Annotated in this window: 16 protein-coding genes and 2 tRNA genes; 12 read left to right on the top strand and 6 right to left on the bottom strand. The window is 44.3% G+C overall.

Going from position 1 to position 23,541, the window contains the following annotated elements:
* Window positions 1-20 precede the first annotated feature (20 nt).
* Together acnA and U1P77_RS10610 are read left to right on the top strand one after the other, a co-directional pair.
* Window positions 21-2,843 (top strand): aconitate hydratase AcnA, encoded by a 2,823-nt coding sequence (gene acnA / locus U1P77_RS10615; protein ID WP_321154963.1) that lies wholly within the window; start codon window positions 21-23, stop codon window positions 2,841-2,843.
* A 189-nt stretch (window positions 2,844-3,032) separates the two neighbouring features.
* Window positions 3,033-3,932 (top strand): DMT family transporter, encoded by a 900-nt coding sequence (locus U1P77_RS10610; protein WP_321154962.1) that lies wholly within the window; start codon window positions 3,033-3,035, stop codon window positions 3,930-3,932.
* A 212-nt stretch (window positions 3,933-4,144) separates the two neighbouring features.
* Here U1P77_RS10610 and U1P77_RS10605 read toward each other — a convergent pair whose 3' ends face one another.
* From U1P77_RS10605 to gltX, 5 genes are all read right to left on the bottom strand, one after another.
* On the bottom strand, window positions 4,145-5,191 hold the full coding sequence (locus U1P77_RS10605; RefSeq protein ID WP_321154961.1) for a hypothetical protein: 1,047 nt from the start codon (window positions 5,189-5,191) through the stop codon (window positions 4,145-4,147).
* Window positions 5,192-5,641: 450 nt separating this feature from the next.
* Window positions 5,642-5,717 (bottom strand) — tRNA-Glu (locus tag U1P77_RS10600).
* 155 nt (window positions 5,718-5,872) lie between these two features.
* Window positions 5,873-5,948, bottom strand: a tRNA-Ala gene (locus tag U1P77_RS10595).
* 123 nt (window positions 5,949-6,071) lie between these two features.
* A complete protein-coding gene (locus U1P77_RS10590) occupies window positions 6,072-6,437 on the bottom strand; it encodes a hypothetical protein (protein ID WP_321154960.1) in 366 nt (121 codons plus the stop codon).
* 162 nt (window positions 6,438-6,599) lie between these two features.
* On the bottom strand, window positions 6,600-8,156 hold the full coding sequence (gltX, locus tag U1P77_RS10585) for a glutamate--tRNA ligase (RefSeq protein ID WP_321154959.1): 1,557 nt from the start codon (window positions 8,154-8,156) through the stop codon (window positions 6,600-6,602).
* A gap of 370 nt (window positions 8,157-8,526) precedes the next feature.
* On the opposite strand from gltX, the gene rsmH reads away from it, so the two are divergent.
* The 7 genes from rsmH to U1P77_RS10550 all read left to right on the top strand — a co-directional run bounded on the left by rsmH (window position 8,527) and on the right by U1P77_RS10550 (window position 18,321).
* Window positions 8,527-9,552 carry a 16S rRNA (cytosine(1402)-N(4))-methyltransferase RsmH gene (rsmH, locus tag U1P77_RS10580; protein ID WP_321156679.1) on the top strand — a complete coding sequence of 342 codons (1,026 nt, stop codon included), beginning with the start codon at window positions 8,527-8,529 and terminating at the stop codon, window positions 9,550-9,552.
* Between the two features lie 506 nt (window positions 9,553-10,058).
* Window positions 10,059-10,514, top strand: a complete 456-nt coding sequence (locus U1P77_RS10575; RefSeq protein WP_321154958.1) for a cell division protein FtsL — start codon at window positions 10,059-10,061, stop codon at window positions 10,512-10,514.
* Entirely contained in the window at window positions 10,511-12,658 is a 2,148-nt protein-coding gene (locus tag U1P77_RS10570; protein WP_321154957.1) for a peptidoglycan D,D-transpeptidase FtsI family protein, read from the top strand. The genes U1P77_RS10575 and U1P77_RS10570 overlap by 4 nt, the downstream gene beginning before the upstream one ends.
* Window positions 12,659-12,761: 103 nt before the next feature.
* Window positions 12,762-14,486, top strand: coding sequence for a UDP-N-acetylmuramoyl-L-alanyl-D-glutamate--2,6-diaminopimelate ligase (locus U1P77_RS10565; protein ID WP_321154956.1), 1,725 nt, complete (start codon window positions 12,762-12,764; stop codon window positions 14,484-14,486).
* A 113-nt stretch (window positions 14,487-14,599) separates the two neighbouring features.
* A complete protein-coding gene (locus U1P77_RS10560) occupies window positions 14,600-16,048 on the top strand; it encodes a UDP-N-acetylmuramoyl-tripeptide--D-alanyl-D-alanine ligase (RefSeq protein WP_321154955.1) in 1,449 nt (482 codons plus the stop codon).
* Window positions 16,049-16,051: 3 nt separating this feature from the next.
* Complete coding sequence (gene mraY, locus U1P77_RS10555) at window positions 16,052-17,170, top strand: phospho-N-acetylmuramoyl-pentapeptide-transferase (RefSeq protein WP_201558173.1); 1,119 nt, start codon at window positions 16,052-16,054, stop codon at window positions 17,168-17,170.
* A 164-nt stretch (window positions 17,171-17,334) separates the two neighbouring features.
* Window positions 17,335-18,321, top strand: coding sequence for a putative RNA methyltransferase (locus tag U1P77_RS10550; protein ID WP_321154954.1), 987 nt, complete (start codon window positions 17,335-17,337; stop codon window positions 18,319-18,321).
* Between the two features lie 13 nt (window positions 18,322-18,334).
* Here the strand turns inward: U1P77_RS10550 and cls are convergent, their stop codons facing one another.
* Window positions 18,335-19,774, bottom strand: a complete 1,440-nt coding sequence (gene cls, locus U1P77_RS10545; protein ID WP_321154953.1) for a cardiolipin synthase — start codon at window positions 19,772-19,774, stop codon at window positions 18,335-18,337.
* Window positions 19,775-20,142: 368 nt separating this feature from the next.
* Between cls and U1P77_RS10540 the strand changes: the two genes are divergently transcribed.
* The 3 genes from U1P77_RS10540 (at window position 20,143) to U1P77_RS10530 (ending at window position 23,253) form a co-directional block, all read left to right on the top strand.
* Window positions 20,143-21,903: a TrkH family potassium uptake protein gene (locus tag U1P77_RS10540; RefSeq protein ID WP_321154952.1), complete on the top strand. Its 1,761-nt coding sequence runs from the start codon at window positions 20,143-20,145 to the stop codon at window positions 21,901-21,903.
* Window positions 21,904-21,942: 39 nt separating this feature from the next.
* Window positions 21,943-22,644, top strand: a complete 702-nt coding sequence (locus U1P77_RS10535; RefSeq protein WP_321154951.1) for a potassium channel family protein — start codon at window positions 21,943-21,945, stop codon at window positions 22,642-22,644.
* A gap of 66 nt (window positions 22,645-22,710) precedes the next feature.
* Window positions 22,711-23,253: a DUF3124 domain-containing protein gene (locus tag U1P77_RS10530; protein WP_321154950.1), complete on the top strand. Its 543-nt coding sequence runs from the start codon at window positions 22,711-22,713 to the stop codon at window positions 23,251-23,253.
* Window positions 23,254-23,541: the final 288 nt, after the last annotated feature.

Here is a 23,541-nt window from a genome sequence, read left to right as displayed (position 1 = left end):
ATATAGATAAGGAAGCTACCATGAGTGATATTTTCAACGTAAAAGACACCCTCTCGGTCGATGGCAAGGATTATGCCTACTATAGTTTGCCTGAACTGACCAAAACCTATGACAATATTAATACTCTGCCGTTTTGCATGAAAATTGTGCTTGAAAACTTGCTGCGCAAAGAAGATGGTGGCCAATCGGTAGGCAAAAACCATATTGAAGCCGTTGCTAACTGGGACGCTGCTGCTGCGCCATCACAAGAGATTGCCTTTATGCCGGCTCGTGTGGTGCTACAAGATTTTACCGGGGTACCCTCAGTAGTAGATTTGGCCGCTATGCGGGATGCGGTGGTCAAGCTCGGCGGTAAAGCGGAGCAAATTAACCCGTTTATCCCTAGTGAATTGGTCGTTGATCACTCGGTACAAGTTGATGTTTATGGTCGCGAAGATGCGCTTGATTTGAATAAAAAGATTGAATTTGAGCGTAATAACGAGCGTTATGAATTCCTGCATTGGGGTAGACAGGCTTTTGAAAATTTTGTGGTGGTACCACCTGCCACTGGTATCGTCCATCAAGTCAACTTAGAATATTTAGCACGGGTGGTGATGGCCGCTGAAGTTGAGGGCGAAAATGGCACTGAGCTGACCGCTTATCCTGATACGGTTTTTGGTACCGACAGTCACACCACCATGATTAATGGTATCGGTGTACTCGGTTGGGGTGTTGGCGGTATTGAAGCGGAAGCGGCGATGCTAGGGCAACCGTCATCAATGCTCATTCCACAAGTGGTTGGTTTTGAGATGACCGGCAAGCTCACTGAAGGCGTTACTGCAACTGACTTGGTGTTGCGTGTGGTTGAGATGCTGCGTGCTCACGGCGTAGTCGGTAAGTTCGTTGAATTCTACGGTGAAGGTCTGCACAACATGCCGCTTGCTGATCGGGCGACTATTGCCAATATGTCGCCAGAATATGGCGCTACTTGTGGTATTTTCCCTATTGACCAAATATCGATTGATTATTTGCGCTTATCAGGTCGCGATGAAGTCCAAATTGAGCTGGTCGAAAAATACGCCAAAGCGCAAGGTTTATGGCACGATGCGGATACGCCGCATGCGACTTATTCGAGCAAATTGCATCTTGACTTAACCACCGTTGAACCATCACTTGCTGGACCTAAGCTACCGCATCAACGTATTGCTTTGTCTGATATGCACAAGAGCTTTGGCAAAACTTTAGAGACCATGACTAAAGATCGTAAAGCTGAAGTCAAAGCTAAAGATCGCTTTGATGAAGAAGGCGGTGAGCAGGTGCAGGCCAAAACATTAGCGGCTAAGCCTGATGCTTTCTGTGCTGATGAGGGTAATTTCTGTACTATCGTCGATATCAACGATGAACAGTACAAGTTGCGTGACGGGGCTGTAGTGATTGCGGCGATTACCTCTTGTACCAATACCTCCAATCCAGCAGTAATGATCGGGGCAGGACTGGTTGCTAGAAATGCAGCGGCTAAAGGACTCAAAGCTAAGCCATGGGTCAAGACTTCACTGGCGCCCGGCTCGAAGGTAGTGACCGATTATCTTGAAAAAACCAAGCTGATGACCGAGCTGGAAAAGATTGGCTTCTATCTGGTCGGTTATGGCTGTACTACTTGTATCGGCAACTCAGGACCCCTGCTTGAGAGCATAGAAAAAGGCATTGAAGACAATGATTTGGTCGCCGCCGCTGTACTATCAGGTAATCGTAACTTCGAAGGTCGTATTCACTCGCATGTAAAAGCCAACTATTTGGCCTCGCCGCCATTAGTAGTGGCATATGCGCTGGCAGGTACCGTTGATATTGATATGACATCCCATCCGCTTGGACAAGACCAAGAGGGCAATGATGTCTTCTTAAAAGACATCTGGCCGACGTCGCAAGAAATTGAAGAGCTCATCGCTAATAATATTAACGCTGAGATGTTCCATAAAAACTACGGTGAAGTGTTCGACGGTAGTGATGAGTGGAATTCTATTTCGTCTTCAGACAGCCAGCTATATCCATGGAGTGAGGAATCAACTTACATTAAGAACCCACCGTTCTTTGATGATATGACCATGGAACCACAAGGTATCCCTGACATTGAGAATGCACGCATATTGGGCTTGTTCGGTGATTCTATCACTACCGATCATATCTCACCTGCGGGCAACATTGATGCAGATTCACCGGCTGGTAAGTACTTAAAAGGTCGCGGAGTGATGGAAGCTGACTTTAACAGCTATGGCTCACGCCGTGGTAATGATGCGGTCATGACCCGAGGTACCTTTGCCAACATCCGTATCAAAAACTTGATGATGGATGGTAAAGAGGGTGGTTATACTTATTACCTCAAAGGGGACAAAGCGACCCTCAAAGATGGCGAGCAGTTGCCTATTTATGATGCGGCGATGAAGTATAAAGAAGAAGGTCGTACGCTGGTCGTTCTCGGCGGTGAAGAATATGGTTCTGGCTCTAGCCGTGACTGGGCTGCCAAAGGTACGATTCTACTGGGTGTAAAAGCGGTACTTACCGGTTCGTTTGAGCGTATTCACCGCTCTAATCTTGTGGGAATGGGTGTACTGCCCTTAACCTTTAAAGATGGCGAGAGTGCGCAATCTCATAACCTTGATGGCTCAGAAGTGTTGAGTATCACAGGGCTTAACAATGGCGAGAGTGAGATGGCTACCGTTACTGCCACACGCGCTGATGGCTCAACAGAGACTTTTGAGGTCAATGTAGTGCTACAGACGCCAAAAGAGCGCGAATACGTCCGTCATGGCGGTGTATTGCACTATGTACTGCGCCAGCTTGCCAGTGAAAGTAAAGACGCTGCTTAATTTCTAAAATCTTTAATTAAATAAAACCTCAACGTCATGTTGGGGTTTTTTATTGGGTGATTGAATGTTTATAGTGTGGTTGCCTATAAACACATAAAAACCCCACCCCTAAAGCCATTAAAAAGTTATCATCACGATATTTTTAACGACTTAGCTAAAGCAGTCTAAACATCAAAATCGAGTTAACAAATGACCAGACGCGACCTTATCATCTTTTTTACGCTGTCCTTTATGTGGTCGCTATCTTTTATATTTTACCGAGTGGGTGTGCCTGAGTTTGGCTCGTTGGCCTTTGCAAGCTTGCGTGTGGTATTTGCTGGGCTAACCATGCTTATTTTTGTGGTGCTATATCCAAAAAGTCGAGAAGGTATTCGTGAAAATTTCAAAGTGCTGGCAGTAGTCGGTTTATTCTCCGCTGCCATTCCATTTGTGCTATTTTCTTTCTCAGCACAGTCAGTGAATGCGGGTGTATTGGCGGTGATTAATGCCTCCGTCCCCATGATGAGTGGGTTTATCGCCAGTAAGTTTTTCAACGATAAACTGGCTAAGAAACAAACCTTAGGGTTGATCATTGGCGTGGTTGGGGTCGGTATTTTAATGAGTGAGCGCTTATTTGACGAGCAAGGACAAATTTTAGATCTAGGTACAGGGTTGCTGCCAATGGGTTACGCCTTATTGGCCTGTGTTGGTTATGCGACAGGGGCCAATATCACCAGAAACTATTTAGAAGACCTTTCGCCGATTGCGATCACAGCGGGCTCGCTAATCATTGCCAGCTTGGTCATGCTACCCATTGCCGTGTATGAATTTCCGTATGGCAAAAGTATTAGTCTTAAAGCTTGGTTATCTGTGATTTGTATTGGGGTGTTTTCGACGGCTATCGCATTAATTTTTATGAACCGACTTATTAAAAATATTGGCGCTATGCGGGCGACCAGCATTACCTTAGTCATTCCTATTTTTGCGATATTCTTCGGTTATGTGTTACTTGGTGAAGCATTGGATATAGGGGCAATCATTGGCTCAGTGGTGATATTGGTTGGCACGTACTTATCTTTAAATTTATCTTTAAAAAAACTGGTCCATTAATTAAGCTCGTTTATCAAATGACTTGCCCATAAAAAATTTAACACCGTTGATCCTTTTGCTAAGTGGTGACACCATTCCCAAGTGGTATCGATTTGCCTCGTTAAATAAACAGCTTGTGCCAATAGAAACAAGCACAAAAAAGCCCAATCTTTACGATTGGGCTTTCTGTTTTAGAGATATGTTTAACATCATTTTTTATTCAATATTGCTGCTTATTTAACGTTGTCGCCTAGAGTTACGATAGGCTTATCTAAACGATAGTTCGCTGCTGCACTTTTAGCACCAAAGGTACTAGCGATAAAGGTTAGCAATGCACTGATTAACCAGAATAAACCAGTATATAAAGCTGCTTTACGAGCAACATCTTCAGCTTGGTCTAGACTTTGATCAACGGTTTGTTGAGCTTGAGCGATATATTGCTCAGTTTGCATTTTGTATTCATTAAATGACTGAGTAACTTCACTACGAACTTCGATAGCTTGTGCTTCAGTTAGGCCTTCTGATTCTAAGCGAGTAATAAGCTCAGGACCTTGTAAGGTTTGTTCGATAGATGCCATGCGCTGTTTAGCATAGTCATCAATGTTGCGCCATGTATCGATGCTGGTAAAGTCCATATCGGCAACTTCGTTTTGCGTGCTATTTACCATCTCATAAAGCACATTACCACTGGCTTCAAGCTGTTGTTCATTTAAATTCTGCGTGTTCTTAGCAATCATTTCGCGTACGTCTTCTTGGCTAATTTCACCAGATACTTTTTGGTAAACTTCCTGCGCTTGTTGTTGCACTTGTTGTACAGTGCCTTCTGGCACAGATGCCGCTGCTGTGCCTACTGCTGACGCTGTAGCTGCTGTGGTTTTAGCTACAGTACTAACCGTACCACCAACAGCATTACCTGCGGTTGCTAAAATACTAGTGGCACTGCTCATAGCAAAAAATGTAGTCAGTAACACGATCAATGCAGCAGTTAACATACCAGTTAAGCTGGCATCTTTTGGATCAATATCTGTACCATCGCCGAATAATGCTTCAGGCGCTGAAAACTTAATCGCAAAATAGCCTGCCACAAAAGCACTGACTATTGCAGTAATTGCTGCATAAATACCAGCGGCAATACTAGTACCTTTTAGATCGAAAGGTAAAAATGAGCTGAGAACCAGAGCAAGGGCAATCATCGCCATGACAACTATCAGTCCCATGACGAGACCTGCTAGCACACCGCGCCACGATGGACGACGTTGAAGCGAATAGGTAGGTGACATAGACATTCCTTAATAGTAAATTATTTTGATAGCTTTTTCTCAGTATGATATAAGCTGTTTAATTCAGATCTTATAAATAATTTCTGTAAGACTACTTATAAGTTCAATAAATACAACAACATGATAAGAAATAAAGCGATGAATTAATAATACTTTTAAGTAGGAAAACGCTAACATTGTGTATAAAGGCGTTACACTATGTCAATGAAACGGGTTAATGTAAGTTCACGTAATTTTTTCGTTAGTCTAATAGGAGATATTCTTACTAGAGAAAATTTTTATAGTCAACGAAACGTCTTAGACATCTATTGTAAAAAGCCATTACAAGCCAGCTATCATAAAAGACAGACGGAAAAAAGCCCAATCGCGATGATTGGGCTTTTTGATGCTACGCTTATCAGTCTAATCTTATGCAACTTCGCAAAAGTGCTAATAAGTGACGCCGAATAGTGGCGTCCCCAGGGGGGTTCGAACCCCCGTTACCGCCGTGAAAGGGCGGTGTCCTAGGCCTCTAGACGATGGGGACGCATAGAGTTGTTATAGATACTATAGTTCATAGTGCTATAACGGTAATCAACAACATCAGATTGCTTAAAAATAAGCGGTGCCTAGGTGATGCTGTACTATTAGCAAGGTACTTATAATAAAGCTTAGTAGTGCTGCACTTTACCATAAATAGCGTGGTGGAGCTAAACGGAGTCGAACCGTTGACCCCTTGCATGCCATGCAAGTGCTCTACCAACTGAGCTATAGCCCCTCGCTAAGAGTGTGCGTATTTTAGGTAAGTAGAGAAGGGTTGTCAACCGCTATTTTAGTAAATACGCAATAAATTTTCTAAAAGAGGCGTTTAAAGCGGTTTCACTTGAATCACTAGTACGAACTATCGTGGGTTTTGCTTAATGGCAATTTCTTTAATGGCTTTATCTATAAAAAACTCTTCTTCAGTCCCATCAGAAAAAACGACGGCACAACACTCAGTGGGAATGTATTGGCCACTATTTTGCCGTACAGTTTTTACCCCTTTAAAACCAATAATGTCAGTATTTTCTAATCGATCTAACTGGTAGTGGATATAACCACAGTAAGCGGTATATATCCACTTTAAATCTTCAAAATCCTGTCCATTTGCAAGAGTGAGCTCAGTATCATAAAGTTCTTTTACTATCCTATTATAATATTGCTGCGCCTCCTTTTGAGTTGAAAAAATATAGTCTTTATTTTCTATAGTGACGGTCTTAGCTGCCATATTCATTTCCAATCGATAAGTTCAGTAAAATATCATTTTTAACGTAAGACAGGTCAAGGATAGCCTGACCTGATTTTTTTTAATAAATTCTGTGGGAAATCCTACTTAAAGAATTTCTCTTGCGAACCTAAAATTAAAGTGGCTTTTTCAAGAACAAAATTTTTAACGGTTCTCATCATCATCAGCAGCTAAAAAGTCTGGCAAGTCAGCCGCTTGTTTCTCTAATTTTTTAAGCTTCTTTTTACCCAAGCCGCCAAGCACGTTAACACCATGACGCAGACGTATAAGCGTCATATCCGCACCAATAATAGCCATAGAGTTCATCACTGGCGTCGATGACGTGCTACCTGCAATAGCGATAAAGAAGGGCGCAATAAAGTCGCGCATTTTGATATCGAGTTCAGCAGAGAGACCTTTTATAGTCGCATAGATGTTTTCTTCAGACCAAGTGGGTAGCGCTTCAAGCTGCCAAATAGTCAGTTGCAACATTTCCATAATTTGTTCAGGAGTCAGCGATTTATGAGTAAAGCTTTCAGCCGTGACATTGGGTAGGTTTTGGAAATAAAAGGCTCCCCAATTAACTGCATCGGAGAGTAGCTCAATACGTGGTTGAATGGCTGCAGCCATAGCGGTCAATTTATCGCTATCATTTGCCCATGCAAGAATTTTATTTTTCAGCTCTTCTGGCGTCAAAGCACGTAACCATTCCGCATTCAGCCAGTTCAGCTTTTCAATATCAAAGATAGGGCCGCCTAGGGAGACCCGCTGAATATCAAAACTGGCGATCATTTCTTCTAAAGTAAACTGTTCGGCCTCATCAGGCATAGAATAACCCATACGACCTAAATAGTTGAGTAAGGCTTCAGGTAACACGCCAGCATCACGGTAGTAAGTGATAGAGGTAGGATTTTTACGTTTAGACAGTTTGGATTTATCAGGGTTACGTAGTAGGGGCATGTGGCACAGCACTGGCATTTCCCAGCCAAAATATTCATAGAGCAATTGATGTTTGGGTGCAGAGTTGAGCCATTCTTCACCGCGCAATACGTGGCTGATTTTCATTAAATGGTCATCGACGACGTTGGCAAGGTGATAAGTCGGCAAGCCATCAGTTTTGAGCAATACTTGCATATCAACTTGCGCCCAAGGAATCTCAACTGTTCCGCGTAGCATGTCTTCAACACGGCAAACGCCTTCAGAGGGTACGCGCATACGAATCACATACGGCATGCCATCGGCGACCATTTTATCGGATTCTTCACGTGACAAATTAGCATAGCGGCCATCATAACGAGGGCTTTCGCCATTGGCCATTTGCTCAGCGCGCATGGCGTCTAGCTCCTCGCTGGTACAAAAACAGCGAAACGCATGATCGCTATCTAATAGCTGCTGTGCATGATTTTTATAAATATCAGCGCGTTCACTTTGACGATACGGGGCATGTGGGCCACCGACGTCAGGACCTTCCGCCCAATCAAGGCCTACCCAGCGTAGTGCATCCAAAATCATTTGTTCAGATTGCTCAGTAGATCGGACTTGGTCGGTGTCTTCGATGCGTAAAATAAATTCGCCGCCATGCGCTTTGGCAAAAGCTAAATTAAATAGCGCGATATAAGCAGTGCCCACATGAGGGAAACCAGTAGGCGAGGGGGCAATTCGAGTACGTACAGGACGGGTATTGTGGGTACTATTATTAGCAGAAGCTGTGGTTGGAGTCATAATGGTCTCAAAATAATTATTGTTAATTAAAAAGCGTCAGATAAAAAATATAAGGAAAAGGAGCCGTTATAGTGCCATATAGCGTAAAATATAGCGCTATTATAACAGGGATAAGTAATATTTTTGCTGAAAAGGCCAGATGGTGCTTGACTACAGATGTATCCTTGCGATAATAATGTTAGGTAAGTCCTAACTTGTTTATTTTTATCTAATTTTTTACTATTAATGGCCTCATTGGTCGTCATTTATTGAGTTGTTTGTGTCGCTATCAAAGTTTAAACCAAATTCTAAGTCGAAGACTAAGCCAAATTCGAAAGCCAGTTCTTCATCTGTCGCAGATCCTTCCGCTATGCCGGATGAATCTTCTACTATGGATAATTCATCTATTCAAGACCCTACCACGCCCGACGAATTAAGCTTCGTGCATGATGCGGTATTATTACCAGAAGCGATTGCCGCAGTGCTAGGCGTCAAATCGTTACCAGAAAATGACCCAGATGGTCAAAATAGCCTGCAAGCTAGCGGTGTCTATGTCGATGCAACCTTTGGGCGCGGCGGTCATAGCCGATTGTTATTATCACAGTTGGCTGATGATGCACAGCTTATCGTTATCGATAAAGACCCAACGGCCATTACCGTTGCCCACGAGTTGGCAAGCAAAGACAGCCGCGTGCATGTTATTCATGATAGCTTTGCCAATTTAACCGACAGCTTAGCGGCGATGGGTATCACGCAAGTGGATGGGCTAATGGCGGATTTGGGCGTTTCCTCGCCGCAGATTGACGATGGCAGTCGCGGTTTTAGCTTTATGCGTGATGGCGCGATAGACATGCGCATGGATACCACTCGCGGTCAATCCGTTGCTGAATGGCTTGAGCAGGTCGATGATGAAACCTTAGCCAATGTATTATACGAATTTGGTGAGGAGCGTCACAGTCGCCGGATTGCGCGGGCGATTAAAGAGATGAGCCGTTATACTTCTACCTTAGAGCTGGCAGAAGTTATTAAGGTTGCGCATCCTAATTGGCAAAGAGGCAAGCACCCTGCCACTCAAAGTTTCCAAGCCATGCGTATTTTTATTAATAATGAGCTTGGTGATGTTGATAGCTTTTTAGAGCAAAGCCTTCCTATTATTAAAGCTGGCGGGCAGCTGGCCGTGATTAGCTTTCATTCGTTAGAGGATCGGCGTATTAAGCAATTTCTGCAACGCCATAGTAAAGGTCAATATCCTGAAGATGAGCAATCACCGATGCCACCGAACCGTCCGCGTTACTTTAGTAAGCCCAAACGCATTGGCCCCAGTAAAGCGGAAGTAGCGGGCAACCCGCGCTCGCGTAGTGCGTGGTTACGGACCGCAACTCGTACGGATACAGAGTATCAACCAGCCTCTCATTAACAACAGCAGCTAGTTGAAAAAATCACCTAGTTGAAAATGATAGATAGCTGAAAACGTCTGCTTCATCGTGAACAGTCAGTACGGCGCAAATATCAACCGTTATTAGCAGGCATTTTGCATACTGAATTGATGTTAATGTAGTAATGACTACGCAACTGTTAAAAAGCTGTAAATATTGTCTGCTAGGCTCAGCAGTTGCATTTTTGTTTGAATTTTTGGTGCTTGCATTAATAGCAAGCCTTTGCGGCTGTTATGCACTATAGCTAAGCTGCTTTAAAACAGATACAGGATAGCTGGAAGAAATTTTCGAAGCCTCTGGAGTGACGCAGTCACACAGCAAGCTAGAAAAATTTTTGCCAGTTATCCAAAACCATATGTGTATCCGTTTTATTTAGTTCTGACTATAGTGAGTGTTTTTTATTGATGGTTTTGGTGGGAAGTAGGTCGTTTAAAAACTGTAACCCTAATCCCTCTTTTATATTTAAGTTTATTTTTCTGAGATCGTCATGGCAATATCTGACCAAGCTGCAAACCGTCGCAACAGTGGATCGACCAATACTACCGATGTCGGAGAATTATTCGCCCGGCGTTTTGGGGTGGTGAGTATTTATGTGGTGGTGTTATTACTACTAGCAGCCGCCATTGTGTGGAGCGGAGTCAAAACTGCCGAAGGCGTTCAACAATATCATCAGGACTATAAAACCTTACAAGATATGAAAAAACAAGAACGCAAGCTGCAAGTTGAGCACCAACGTCTTTTGATTGAGCAGCAAACCTTTAGTGCCACCCCGCAGATAGCCAGCCGCGCGGTCGCTGAGCTAAGTATGTATACGCCCACTCTTAAAGATAAGCTAATTATTCAGCCGGGTGTGGCCATAGCTGAACCTGAGGCCTTTTCAACTAATAGCTCGGCAACTGAGACTTCTGCAACTGACTCCGCAGTAATGGAGGCCGGACGATGAGTGATAAAAAGCCCAGCTCAACTAACGACAAAAGCTCAGCAAAAAACACTAACAAAAAACCAGCCAGTGGTAAGGTAATTAAACCTTTACGCCGCGCTAGCACTGCTAAGTCTGCTCAAGCAGATAGTCAGTCTGCTACTGCTAAAAATACAAAATCTAATTCCTCAAAAGCTGATTCTTCAAAAAACAGTCCAAAAAAACGCTCTACTACGCTGTTTGGTCGCCTAAAAAAGAGCGAGAAACAAGGCGCGTATACCAGTGTCAAAAACCGTAAAAAAATCGCTTTTAATAGAGCTTCTGGTGCCTCATCGCGCGGCGGCTTTGAAAATGATAAAAACCGTTTCCGTACCGTTTGGGGCGTTGCCATCATTATGTTGGCGCTCCTGATATCGCGCGCTTATTATGTACAAGTGGCCAATGCTCAGTTCTATCAGGATAAGGGTGACGAGCTGATCACCAGCGTGCGTACGCAAAAGTCTTATCGCGGTATGATTACCGATCGCAATAAGCTGCCACTAGCGGTCAGTGCACCGTTAGCAACCGTGTCTTTTAGCCCGCATGATTATGCGCGTGAATATTATGAACTTAAACGGGTCAAGCTCACCAATCCTGAAAGCCCGCAGCTGCAAGCGCGCATGCAAAAGCGCCTTAATAATATGGATTTGATCACGCTCGCGGCAGCAGCCAATATAGCGGTGACTGAATTACAAAAAGCCACCGCTCTCGATGACAGTATCGATGTCACCGATGAAGAAGCGGTAAAAGCGGCGTTGCCATCGGGTGCAGGTTCCCATTATCTACCGCTACTTAATAAAGTTACCCCTGAGATTGCTCAAAGTGTCAGCTCGCTGGACTTCCCAGGCGTATATGAAAAGAACTTCTTTCAACGCTACTATCCGCAGCCGCAGCCTAACTCGCAGTTGTTGGGTTTTATGGGACAAAATGCTAATGATCCTGAGGGCGGCTACGAAGGGCGTGCCGGTATTGAGCGCCAATATGAAAAAGCGCTGGCCGGTGACGATGGTAAAGTTTTGGTATTAAAAGATGCCAAGCAAAACAGCTTAAAAGAAATCAAACAGCTTGAGCCGGAAATAGCCGGACAAGACGTGGCGCTAACTATTGACTCACGCTTACAGTATTTACTCTATAAAGAGTTGGAAAAAGCAGGGCGTCTGCAACAAGCACGCTGGGCCACGGGGATGGTAGTGGATGTGCAAACGGGCGAGGTGCTGGCGTTATCCACATGGCCGTCTTTTAACTCTAATAATCTCAATGAGATGACGGGTGAAAACCAGCGTAATCGCGCAGTACTTGATGTCTTTGAGCCCGGTTCGGTAATGAAGCCCTTTACCGTTGCCGCTGCCTTAGAATCAGGTAAATACACCTCGACATCTTTGATTGATACCAATCCTGGCTCTATTCGCGTCAGAGGCTACACTATCCGCGACCATGATAATCTAGGGATAATTAATCTTGCAACGCTACTGCAAAAATCAAGTAACGTCGCCGCTACTAAAATTGCACTATCCTTACCGCCTGATGCGATTACCAATATGCAAAAGCAATTTGGCTTTGGGACAAAAACCCCACTACAGTTCCCGGGTGAGGGCAGTGGCTTAGTGGTTACTCCTAAAGAAAAAGAGACCGCACGGCGGGCGACTGTCAGTTATGGTTATGGTATACAAGTGACGCTTGCACAGGTGGCACAGGCTTATTCGGCACTGGCAGCCGGCGGGATAATGCACCCATTAAGCTTGATCAAGAACGACAAAGTATTGCCAAGTAAGCGGATTATGGCACAGGAACAAGCGATGTCGATCGTACAAATGTTAGAGGCAGTCACCGAGCAAGGTGGAACGGCTAAAGCGGCGGCTATTGATGGTTATCGCGTGGCTGGTAAAACTGGGACGTCACGCCGGATTAACCCCGACGGTGGCTATCATACCGATCAGTATCGCAACATCTTTGTTGGTATGGCGCCAGCGTCCAACCCAAAATTAGTGGGTGTCATCTTAATTGAAGATCCACGCGGACAGATTTATGCGGGGCTGACCGCAGCACCCGTATTTCATAATGTTATGAAAGAGGCGTTACGTTTATATAACGTGCCTTTAGATAAGCCATTACAGACCGAAGAAGAGTAGACGTTAAACAGTATGGCGTTAGTTCACTCTATTGGATTCACTTTAGCTTCCTACTGTTTAACTTTCAAACCATCGTTCATTTTTATATGTCTAGGACTTGCCCATGACCACGCCCGCCTCATCGCCAAGCAGCGTTACTGTTACCTTGCAGCAGCTTATTGAAGCCAACGCCAGTAACCCTAGGCTACAGCAGCCATTGGTAGCGATGATACAGGCAGTAGGCAATCCAAATTCGGTCGAAAGTATCCCCTTTCAGCAATTTCATTTAGACAGTCGCCAAGTCGCTGCTAATGATGTATTTATATTGTTAAAAAGTCAGACACCAAACTGTCAAAAAAGTCGCGATTATTTATTACAGGCCACTGAAAAAGCCGCTTTTATCTTGTCAGAAATCGATCCTATAGCGCTGCTTACCCCAGCTAACGTTCCGCCAAATGCTAACATTCAGCTTAGCGATACTCAAATTAACGATGATCGGCTTGCCACTAACAACCAGTCTTCAGCGCAGCAGCAACTCGCATCTCTGCCTTGTCCGGTATTATACGTGGCCAATATCCGGGACTTTTTAGGTGACTTAATCCAAGCGTATTTGCAATATAAGCAGCCGGCTACTTTACCAACAGTGGTGGCAGTTACGGGCACTAACGGAAAAACGACCATCAGCCAACTGGTAGCACAATTAGTGCAATTAGTAGGGATGAGCAGCGCGATTATGGGGACGGCGGGCAATGGTAAATTGGGTGCGCTGATTCAGGCCAGCCATACTACTGGTGATGCGTTAGCGGTACAGCAGTTTTTATATCAAATGGGTGAAGAAGGCGCAGATTTACTGGCGCTTGAAGCCAGCTCGCACGGACTGGATCAGCAGCGCTTGCAAGGCATGCCAGTCACCGTCGCTGTTTATACCAATCTGAGCCGTGATCACCTGGATTATCATGCCGATATGGCAGAATATGTTGCCGCCAAAGCCAAGCTATTTGACAAAAAATACTTTCCAACTTTGACTCACGCTATTATTAACAGTGATGATGAGCATGCGCAAATAATGCTCGATACCGCGCACGCCAGCGGCTTAATCGTATGGACGTATAGTTTAGATGCGATGTCAGACGCGACTTTTATAGCGTCCACTATTGAGCCCAGCTTACAAGGCGTGGAGATTGATCTACGTAGTACCTTTGATACTGAGCTTGATGATAAGAAGCGTAGCGATATTAATATTGTCAGCCCGCTACTTGGTCGTTTTAATGTGGCAAATCTATTGGCAGCGATTGCGGCAACGGTGGCGTTAGGGATAAGTCTTGAGCGCATTGCAGCAGTGGTGCCGCAGCTACAAGGTGCCAACGGGCGTATGCAGCGAGTACCGTCAACAGAGGGTTGTTTTATCGTTGATTATGCTCATACTCCTGATGCTTTGGTGCAAGTACTTGACAGTCTTAGAACGCATTGTCACGGCAAGCTATGGGCAGTGTTTGGTTGCGGCGGAGATCGCGATGCAGGAAAGCGGCCATTAATGGCGCAGGCAGGATTATCAGGTGCGGATCAAGTCATATTAACGGCGGACAATCCGCGCACCGAAGATCCGAGTATCATTTTAAAAGACATGCAAGCGGGCATGAGCGCTGAGCAATATCAGCGTACCCATATTGAGCCGGCTCGCCAAAAGGCGATTGAATATGCGGTTGCTCATGCCAATCCTGATGATATTGTGGTTATCGCTGGCAAGGGGCACGAAACCTACCAAGAAATTAATGGCGTGCGTCATGACTTTGATGACAGCGTTATCTTGAAACAGGCGCTACAACAAGCCTTGCAGCAGGCTCTATAACGAGCTGTAGCCCTATAAATAATTTACTTGTCTAATCGCTAGCGGCTCAATTTAACAGTCAGCATTTAGTTAAATAAGAAAATATAAAATAGCCACCATAAAAGGTAATTATTATGACAGCTGACAACAATAACACCATTCAGTCGCAAGGACTTTACGTCTGGCAAGCTGATAATTTGCTGGCGGCGACTGCGGCACTAGATGGACATTGGCAGCTACCCGAAGGACAGACAGATAAAGATAACGGCGTTACTAGCAATCGTATCGCTACCGATACCCGCACTGTCAAAACGGGCGATATCTTTTTGGCATTGAGTGGAGATAACTTCGATGGACACGATTATATCAATATCGCTGCTGCCCAAGGCGCAATAGCGGCTATCGTATCACGTCCGATTTCGACGGCTATTGGCAACCAAATCCCGCAATTAGTCGTTAGTGATACCCGCTTGGCATTAGGACAACTGGCCGCTTATCGTCGTAAGCAGCATAAAGATTTGACCGTTATTGCTATCACTGGTTCTAGTGGTAAGACCACTTGTAAAGAAATGCTTGGCAGTATCTTTGGGCGTTTAGCACCAACGCTCATCACTCGGGGCAACCTAAATAATGATTTAGGCGTGCCGATGATGCTCCTTGAGCTGTCCGACCATCATCGTTATGCCATATTAGAGCTGGGGGCCAACCATATCGGCGAGATTGCCTATACCACTGAGATTGTCCGCCCTGATGTGGCCTGTATTCTAAATATCGGTACGGCACATTTAGGAGAGTTTGGTAGCCGCGAGGGTATTTGTCAGACTAAGGCGGAAATTTACCATACCTTAAATGATACCCAATTTGCGATTGTTCCTGATAAAGATGATTTTACCAATCAGTTGCGCCGGATTGCTGAAACCCACACGCCGCACGTGATTGGGTTTGGTAACACCGAGGTGAGTGCCAGCCACCTTGACGTTGAGCCTGAGCGCAGTGAGTTTAAACTACATATTGGCACCGATGTCCATAATATTAATTTACCGCTGGCAGGCGAGCACAATGTGAATAACGCCCTTGCTGCTGCTGCTTGTGCTTATGCATTGGATATTAATATTGAAGATATTGTCATTGGACTTGAAAATGCGCGTCCGGCGAAAGGCCGTTTAAACAGCCAAATGCTGGGGTTACATCGTCTTATCGATGACACTTATAATGCCAATCCACACTCGGTACGGGCAGCAGCCAAAGTATTGGCGGCGCAAACGGGTATTCAAGTGATGGTATTGGGTGACATTGCGGAGTTAGGCGATGCCGCTGTGAGCGAACACCAAAGTTTAGGCCGCACTATTGCTGGTACTGGCATTGATGCACTGCTTTGTGTTGGCGAGCATGCCACCTATAGTGTGGCGGGCGCGAATGAGATTGGTGGTATCACGGCCCATGCTTTTGAGGATAAAGACAGTTTATTACAGTATTTACAGTCGTATTTGCAGGCGCAGCAAGCACAGCCTTGTACCGTGTTGTTCAAAGGCTCTCGTTCCATGGAAATGGAAACACTTATTGATGCGTTAGTAAAGGAGTAGGCGGTGTTAGTTTGGTTGTTTGAATGGTTGGGTCAGTACTATACGCCGTTTTCTGCGGTTTCTTCGTTGACGTTACGGGCGTTACTGGCGGTCATTACTGCGCTTGTTTTTAGTATGTTTTTAGGCGGGCGGGTCATTCGACATTTGCGCGCGCTTAGATACGGACAGGCTATTCGCAGTGATGGCCCACAATCGCATCTTGTCAAAACGGGCACGCCTACTATGGGCGGGGTGTTAATTCTAAGCGCTATCGGGGTATCGACCTTACTGTGGGCACGGCTTGGTAATCCCTACGTTTGGATTCTGCTCATTGTGATGATTATCTTTGGTGCAGTAGGTTGGGCAGATGATTGGCTAAAGATTAAATACAAAGATCCTAAAGGATTAATCGCCCGAAAAAAGTACTTTTGGCTATCAATGGGTGCATTATTCGTAGGGATATCTTTATATTATATCGCCACCCTACAGCCTGATATCAATACTACCCGCGAGATGCAGGATTTATTACTGCCCATCTTTAAAGACTGGATGATTCCATTCTCGGCAGTCCCTTTTGGTATCGGTTTTATTATCTTTACCTATTTTGTGATTAATGGCGCCTCCAATGCGGTCAACTTAACCGATGGTTTAGATGGCTTGGCTATTTTACCTGTGGTCTTGGTAGCGGCAGGTTTGGGCGCAATGGCTTATGTGTCGGGTGACGTAAGATTTGCTGAATATTTGCATGTGCCTTATATTGCTTATAATTCTGAGGTGATTATTGTTTGCGGCGCTATGGTTGGCGCCGGTCTCGGGTTCTTATGGTTTAATGCTCATCCCGCCCAAGTATTTATGGGCGATGTCGGGGCATTGGCACTAGGCGCGATGCTCGGTACTATTGCGGTAATGACCCGCCAAGAGATTGCTTTTGCCATTATGGGTGGGCTGTTTGTCGCTGAAGCGGTATCGGTCATGCTACAAGTAGGCTCGTATAAGCTACGTAAAAAACGCGTCTTTCGTATGGCACCGCTACATCATCATTTTGAAGAGATTGGTTGGAAAGAAACCCAAGTGGTCGTGAGATTTTGGATTATTGCCATCATACTGGTGATACTGGGGCTGATGACGCTAAAACTGCGTTAAGACCAAACTCCGTTCATTATATTTGTTATTAAAATATTTATTATTAAAAAAGCCATCTCGGTCAGTACTGAGGTGGCTTTTTTGTCGCTCTTTTTAGCGTTTCTTTTGTCACTTGCTGAACGCAAATTTTGCTAAAATGTTATCCATATTTGTATGACTTTGAGATGCTTGTGTCCTTATTTATTTGTCCTATTTGTCAGTCGCCACTACAGCCAGCAGCGGATACTTGGCACTGTGATGGTAGCTTGCACCCTAAGCAAACCTGCCATCCGTTTGATGTGGCGCGGCAAGGCTATGTCAATCTATTGCCCGTACAACAAAAGAAATCTAAAAACCCCGGCGACAGTCAGGACTCTATCGCAGCGCGGCAACGGTTTTTGGCGGGGGGATATTATCAACCGTTGCAAACGCTTATTTGTCAGCAAATGGAGCAATTATTGGCGCAAGATAAAACAGCAACTAATGATGATGAACATGATAAAAACGATAGGCCCGAAATACGCTGGCTAGATATTGGTTGCGGAGAAGGGTATTACACCCAAGCAATGGCGCAAATTGGCACAGAAGTAAGCGTGGGCATTGATGAATTAATAGCTGCTGATATTAGTAAGCCGGCGCTGATTGAGCTGGCTAAAGCTAGCAAGGCTGTAAATCGTTTGTGGTATCAGCAAGACGTTGAGGAAGTAAAAGACTCAATTAAGACGGCTGCCATTTACCCGCTGGTGACCAGTGCAGCGCATTTACCACTACGCGCGCATAGCATGATCGGTATCAGCAGTATTTTTAGTCCAATTTTGCCGGAAGCATTTGCTAATGTCTTACAAGAGGGTGGCTATTTAGTCATTGCTAAGCCGGACATGGGACATTTAACAACTGTACGCGAGGCGTTATTTGATAGCGTGCGTGAGCATGATTCTGAGAAATTTTTACCTACTTTAGCGCCGTATTTTACGCTAATAGACACGTATCATATTAGCTCCCAGTTGAGCTTGTCAGCCGAGGCGTTAGCTGATTTATTAACTATGACGCCTTATGCTTATCGCGCTCGTGCTGAGAGTCGGCAAGCACTGCTAGCAAGTGCTGAGACTGAGCCGTTTGTGACTGAGGCAAAATTCGTAGTTTATGTTTTGCAAAAAACGGCTGATAAATAGCGTATGGTTCTGACTATAGGACGGGCCCCATAGTGGCGATGATATTGTTCCAGATTTTATAGGGTAGCGACCAGTTTTCGACCTGCTCACGCTGCACTTCATCGGAGTCTGCGATATATTGATATTGCCGCTCAATAATATCAGCGGTTAAGGCTTTATCGCTCATCACTACATTATTTTCATAGTTCAAATCAAAGCTACGCAAGTCTAAGTTGGTCGAGCCGATTAAACTGATTTCACCATCAATGGTCAAAGTCTTAGCATGTAGCAAGCCTGGCTTATACTCATAAATTTTGACTCCAGATTCAAGCAGTTGCCAATAATAACTGTGACTGGTGGCCGCCACTATCAAAGAGTCGTTATTTTTAGGGAAAATCATCGTGACCTTAACGCCGCGATAAGCAGTCGCACATAATGTATTTACCAAAGTATAGTCAGGGACAAAATACGGAGTTGAGATAATTAGAGTATGCTGAGCCTGACTGATAAGCGTGCTTAAGAACTGCGGGGTTGCACCGCTGCGTTGGGTTGGGCCGTCAGAAAATACTTGCGCAGCAAAGCCATCAGGCTTTTCTTCGGTATCGTAATAAAAGCTTTCTTTAGGCGTGTCAGGGTTCTCAGTCAGCCAGTCGCTAGCAAATAGCATTTGGTTTTGTGCGACTACTGGTCCTTCAACTCGCAGCATAATATCTACCCACGGCGCGTACTTCGGCTTGACGCGAAACTCAGGATCGGCGCAATTGCGACTGCCGCAATAGCCAATCTTACCATCGATAACCGTAATTTTGCGGTGATTGCGCAGATCAATACGACTAAACAATAACACCTTTATAAGGTTGCGAATCGGCAATGTCACACTGACTTGCACACCAGCATCTTTCATCTCCTGCCATATTTTAGAACCCACCATTTTACGCGAGCCCATACCATCAACCATCGCTCGGCAAATGACACCACGTTTGGCGGCACGTATTAGCGCCTGCGCGGTATCAATACCCATTCCATCGATCAGCCAAATATAATACAGCACATGAATATGGTCGGTCGCCGCATCAAAATCTGCAATCATCCGCGCCTGAGTTTCAGCAGCATCCGCCATCAGCTCAGCTTGATTGCCTACTGTGGTCTGAAAGCCAGTAACCGCAGCCGAATAGGCAAAAGCCGCTTGGTATTCTGGTTGAATATTATCCGTCAACGCCGCGTCACTGCCGAGCACTTCAGGATTGTGCGTATGCAATTTATTAATAATCTCGTGATGCTTACGTGCAAAATGACGGCCCAAATGTATCTCACCGAACATCCAATAGACCAGCACGCCCATATAAGGCAGCACAAATAGCACCACCAGCCATGCTAGCCGTGCCGATGAGGTCAAATCGTGGCGCGCTAACACTCGTAAAGAGATGAGTAGCAGGAATATAAAATGAATGGTTAGCAGGATATTCATCGCCATAAGGGCAGCCTATTGTTATTGTTTTTATACAAAGTCACTTACGACGGTAAGATTATATGAGGTCATTACTAGACTTACTTATTGATTATAACGTACTCTGCCATATTGTGTGCTTGAGCCGTCGCGGTACGCTTCATTTGAGCATATAGCTCAAAAATAACACTCACATTCGCTCGCAAAATCTCGTCATGAATCGCCTCATAATTGGTTACGATTCTCTAAAATCAGTCTTAGTAGATGGTTAAAAAAAGGAGTATAAGTGGCAGTGTAATTGACGTAGGCAGAACGACTCTAATCGTTCTATTCGAAAACTCATACTATCGCAAAAATATGGTTGGAATTAATTATCCCTTTAATGGATTCAGGCTATGCACCCAGCTCTACCGTATCGGTTGTTGAATAAATTTACTATTGTCGTCAGCATTATTGGGGTGGGAGTCGCTTTAGTCGATAGTGGTTTTACACTATCAACGTGGCTAAAGCACCTTTTTCATATTTTCTATTTGGCGATCATTTTATTGGGGTTTGTTGCCACGGTAGGGCGTTATATTCGTCGAAAATTACCACTGGTCGTGAATAAGGTAGCAATTTTTGATTTGCTGACTGGTATGGCGATTGTCATGCTGCTGGTGGTCCATTTCACGGCCTTATGGCAATCAGGGCTATCGATGCCGGTAGATGGTTTTATTGCGATTAAGGTTGCCGTATTTGTCACCTTTATTCGTGAAATATCTGATAATAATTTCAGCCTTAACCACGCCTTTTTAAATCCAGCACAGTTTTTTATCTTGAGTTTCTTATCAGTGGTGTTGGTTGGGGCGTTGCTATTGATGATGCCCAATGCGACCACTCAGCCCATCTCTTTTATTGATGCGCTATTTACTGCTACCAGTGCTGTTTGTGTGACTGGACTTATTGTGGTGGATACTGCGACCCGTTTTACCACCTTTGGGCAAATGATTATTATAGGTCTTATCCAAATTGGTGGCTTAGGTATCCTGACCTTTGTGACTTATTTTAGCTACTTCTTTAAAGGCGGCGTCAGCTATGAAACCCAATTGAGTATCAGTGAGATGACTTACTCGCCGCGTATGGGCGATATGGTTACTACCCTTAAATCTATCTTATACGTGACTTTTGGTGTCGAGGCGCTAGCTGCTATTTTGATTTATATCAGCATTTATGATTTACCGGGGATGAATCTCTCTGAGCGGCTATTCTTTTCGGCCTTTCATGCCGTATCTGCATTTTGTAATGCGGGGTTTTCTACCTTTAGTGTCGGTTTATACGATGAGGCGCTACGTTTTAATTATCCATTACAACTGATTATTGGTGCCACCTTCTTATTTGGCGGCATGGGCTTTGTGATTGTGGTCAATCTGCTGCGCTATTTGCGTCACCGTACCCAAAGGGTGCTTTACCATAATGATCCGCGCTATACCTATCAGCCGTGGCTGCTCAATATTAACAGTCGTATCACTCTAATTACCTCTGGCGCTTTATTATTAATCGGGCTAATTGGGGTTATGATGTTTGAATACCACGGTATCCTTGCTGAGCATAGTAGCTGGTATGGCAAATTAATAGCGGGATTATTCACGGCAGCTACCCCTCGAACTGCAGGGTTTAATATTGTTGATATGGATGCGCTGGCATTTCCGACTATTATGCTGACGATATTTTTGATGTGGATTGGTGCGTCTCCTAATTCAACGGGTGGCGGTATCAAGACCAGCACTTTTGCCATTGCGGTATTAAATACTTTAAGCCTCGCACGAGGCCAGACTAAGGTTGAAGTATTCAAACGTGAAATTGCGGACATTTCCATTCGCCGAGCATTTTCGATCATGTGGTTATCGTTATTGGTCATTGGATTGGGGGTGACACTAATTAGCTACGATCAACCTGAGCTTGATTTGATTAAAGTGGTTTTTGAGTGTTTTTCTGCCTATAGCACAGTGGGATTAAGCTTGAATCTAACGACTGAGCTGTCAGATTTTAGCAAGCTTGTGGTCTCAGTCATTATGTTCGTTGGGCGGGTAGGTATGTTGACCCTCTTTATTGCGTTACTCAAAAATATGCGTCAACGTAACTATCGTTATCCGACTGAAGAGATTACTATTAACTAAAGCCTGCTGAATTTATTATTCGATTGTCGAAGGAAGGTTATGAAATACATCATTGCAGGTTTAGGAAGTTTTGGCTCATCACTAGGGATAGCGCTCACCAGCCAAGGCCATGAAGTGATTGCTATTGACAGTAGTATGCGAAAAGTTGAAACTTATAAAGAAGTTATCTCGCACACTATTTGTATGGATGCAACCGATGAGTATACGGTCAATGGGCTACCGATTATCGATACGGATATTGTGGTGGTGGCAATTGGTGAAGACCAAGGCGCTAATGTCATGGCGACGGCATTATTTAAGACCTTAAAAGCAAAGCGTTTAATCAGCCGCAGTATCAACCCGCTGCACGAAAAAGTGCTACAAGCGATTGGGGTCGATGACATTTTTCATCCCGAAAAAGAATCGGCAAAGCGCTGGGCAAAACGGCTATCGCTACGTTATTTCGTCGACTCCTTTTCCTTGACTGATAGCTTTAGTATTGTTGAGATTAGTATTCCAGACGCTTTGATTGGCAAAACAGTGGCTGCCTTACAGCTGGAAGAAAAATTTAGTATCAAACTACTGAGCACTATGCGTTATGAGCATTATGAAGACAGCTTTGGACGCGCTCAAAGTAAGCCCAACATTCAAGGCTTAGCCTCCCTTGAACAAGTGCTACAAGATAAAGATGTGCTGGTAGTCTATGGCGCTAACAAACATATCAATCAGTTCTTACGTAGTGTTGGGGTTAAAGTACATTAGCGGGTTGAAAAATTAACTGACCGCTATTTGAAATAGTATATACATGAAATGATGAAGGGGAATATTATGAATAAGCGCCGCCTATCCGTCCTATGTATAGCAGTTTTGGCACTATTGTCAGGCTGTGATCAATCGATACAAGATCCAAACACCATGTTTTCAGAGAAGCATCAAGACCCGATCAAAGAGCTTGAGATGAAATCAGTGGTTGATCGTAGCCAATTTCGCTATAAACAAACTTTCTATGTACCGATCTATTCAGATATCTATACTGATAGAGACAATCGCAAAGTCCTATTATCAGCGACCTTAAGCGTACGTAATACCACGCTAAAAAAATCACTCTATATCAATAAAATCGACTATTATGATACTGCTGGCAATTTTGTAAAATCATATTTAAAAAATACTATTGAGCTACCCGCAATGGGTACCCTAAATTATATTGTGGAGAAGGAAGAAGATAAGGGCGGCTCAGGCGCAAACTTCATTATTGAAGTGGAAGGCATAGATGATACGGTTACGCCAGTCATTGAAGCGGTCATGGTCGGTAACTTTAGCAACAAAGCCTTTGCGTTTAGTACTGAAGGAACGCCAGTTGTGCATTGATGACCATAGATTTGATCCTCTACTTATTTATCAATTTACTCCGTTAATCTATTTTGTGGCGTAGTGGACAACACTTATGCTAAACATTAGATGATAACGATTAATAGACATGATTCAGGCTATTTAAATGCTCGTATTCTTTCTGAATGAGGCTACACAGGAGTAGTAAAACGACAACGGCTTGGGTTGGCAGCTCTTAAGGGTAAACGATATTAGAAACCCGGAAGTTAGTAGGGTCGATATTACTAAAATGGGTTTAGAGTTGTGTGAAATAAAGACCATGGCAAG

The organism is Psychrobacter sp. LV10R520-6 (assembly GCF_900182925.1).
Classification (GTDB): domain Bacteria; phylum Pseudomonadota; class Gammaproteobacteria; order Pseudomonadales; family Moraxellaceae; genus Psychrobacter.
Note: the sequence above shows the minus strand (reverse complement) of the source record. Positions and strands in the feature narration are given on the sequence as shown.

Excerpts from the sequence above, each read along its gene's own strand:
- acnA (WP_321154963.1), top strand. The coding sequence starts at position 21 with ATGAGTGATATTTTCAACGTAAAAGACACCCTCTCGGTCGATGGCAAG.
- U1P77_RS10610 (WP_321154962.1), top strand. The coding sequence starts at position 3,033 with ATGACCAGACGCGACCTTATCATCTTTTTTACGCTGTCCTTTATGTGG.
- U1P77_RS10605 (WP_321154961.1), bottom strand. The coding sequence starts at position 5,191 with ATGTCACCTACCTATTCGCTTCAACGTCGTCCATCGTGGCGCGGTGTG.
- U1P77_RS10590 (WP_321154960.1), bottom strand. The coding sequence starts at position 6,437 with ATGGCAGCTAAGACCGTCACTATAGAAAATAAAGACTATATTTTTTCA.
- gltX (WP_321154959.1), bottom strand. The coding sequence starts at position 8,156 with ATGACTCCAACCACAGCTTCTGCTAATAATAGTACCCACAATACCCGT.
- rsmH (WP_321156679.1), top strand. The coding sequence starts at position 8,527 with ATGGATAATTCATCTATTCAAGACCCTACCACGCCCGACGAATTAAGC.
- U1P77_RS10575 (WP_321154958.1), top strand. The coding sequence starts at position 10,059 with ATGGCAATATCTGACCAAGCTGCAAACCGTCGCAACAGTGGATCGACC.
- U1P77_RS10570 (WP_321154957.1), top strand. The coding sequence starts at position 10,511 with ATGAGTGATAAAAAGCCCAGCTCAACTAACGACAAAAGCTCAGCAAAA.
- U1P77_RS10565 (WP_321154956.1), top strand. The coding sequence starts at position 12,762 with ATGACCACGCCCGCCTCATCGCCAAGCAGCGTTACTGTTACCTTGCAG.
- U1P77_RS10560 (WP_321154955.1), top strand. The coding sequence starts at position 14,600 with ATGACAGCTGACAACAATAACACCATTCAGTCGCAAGGACTTTACGTC.
- U1P77_RS10550 (WP_321154954.1), top strand. The coding sequence starts at position 17,335 with ATGCTTGTGTCCTTATTTATTTGTCCTATTTGTCAGTCGCCACTACAG.
- cls (WP_321154953.1), bottom strand. The coding sequence starts at position 19,774 with ATGGCGATGAATATCCTGCTAACCATTCATTTTATATTCCTGCTACTC.
- U1P77_RS10540 (WP_321154952.1), top strand. The coding sequence starts at position 20,143 with ATGCACCCAGCTCTACCGTATCGGTTGTTGAATAAATTTACTATTGTC.
- U1P77_RS10535 (WP_321154951.1), top strand. The coding sequence starts at position 21,943 with ATGAAATACATCATTGCAGGTTTAGGAAGTTTTGGCTCATCACTAGGG.
- U1P77_RS10530 (WP_321154950.1), top strand. The coding sequence starts at position 22,711 with ATGAATAAGCGCCGCCTATCCGTCCTATGTATAGCAGTTTTGGCACTA.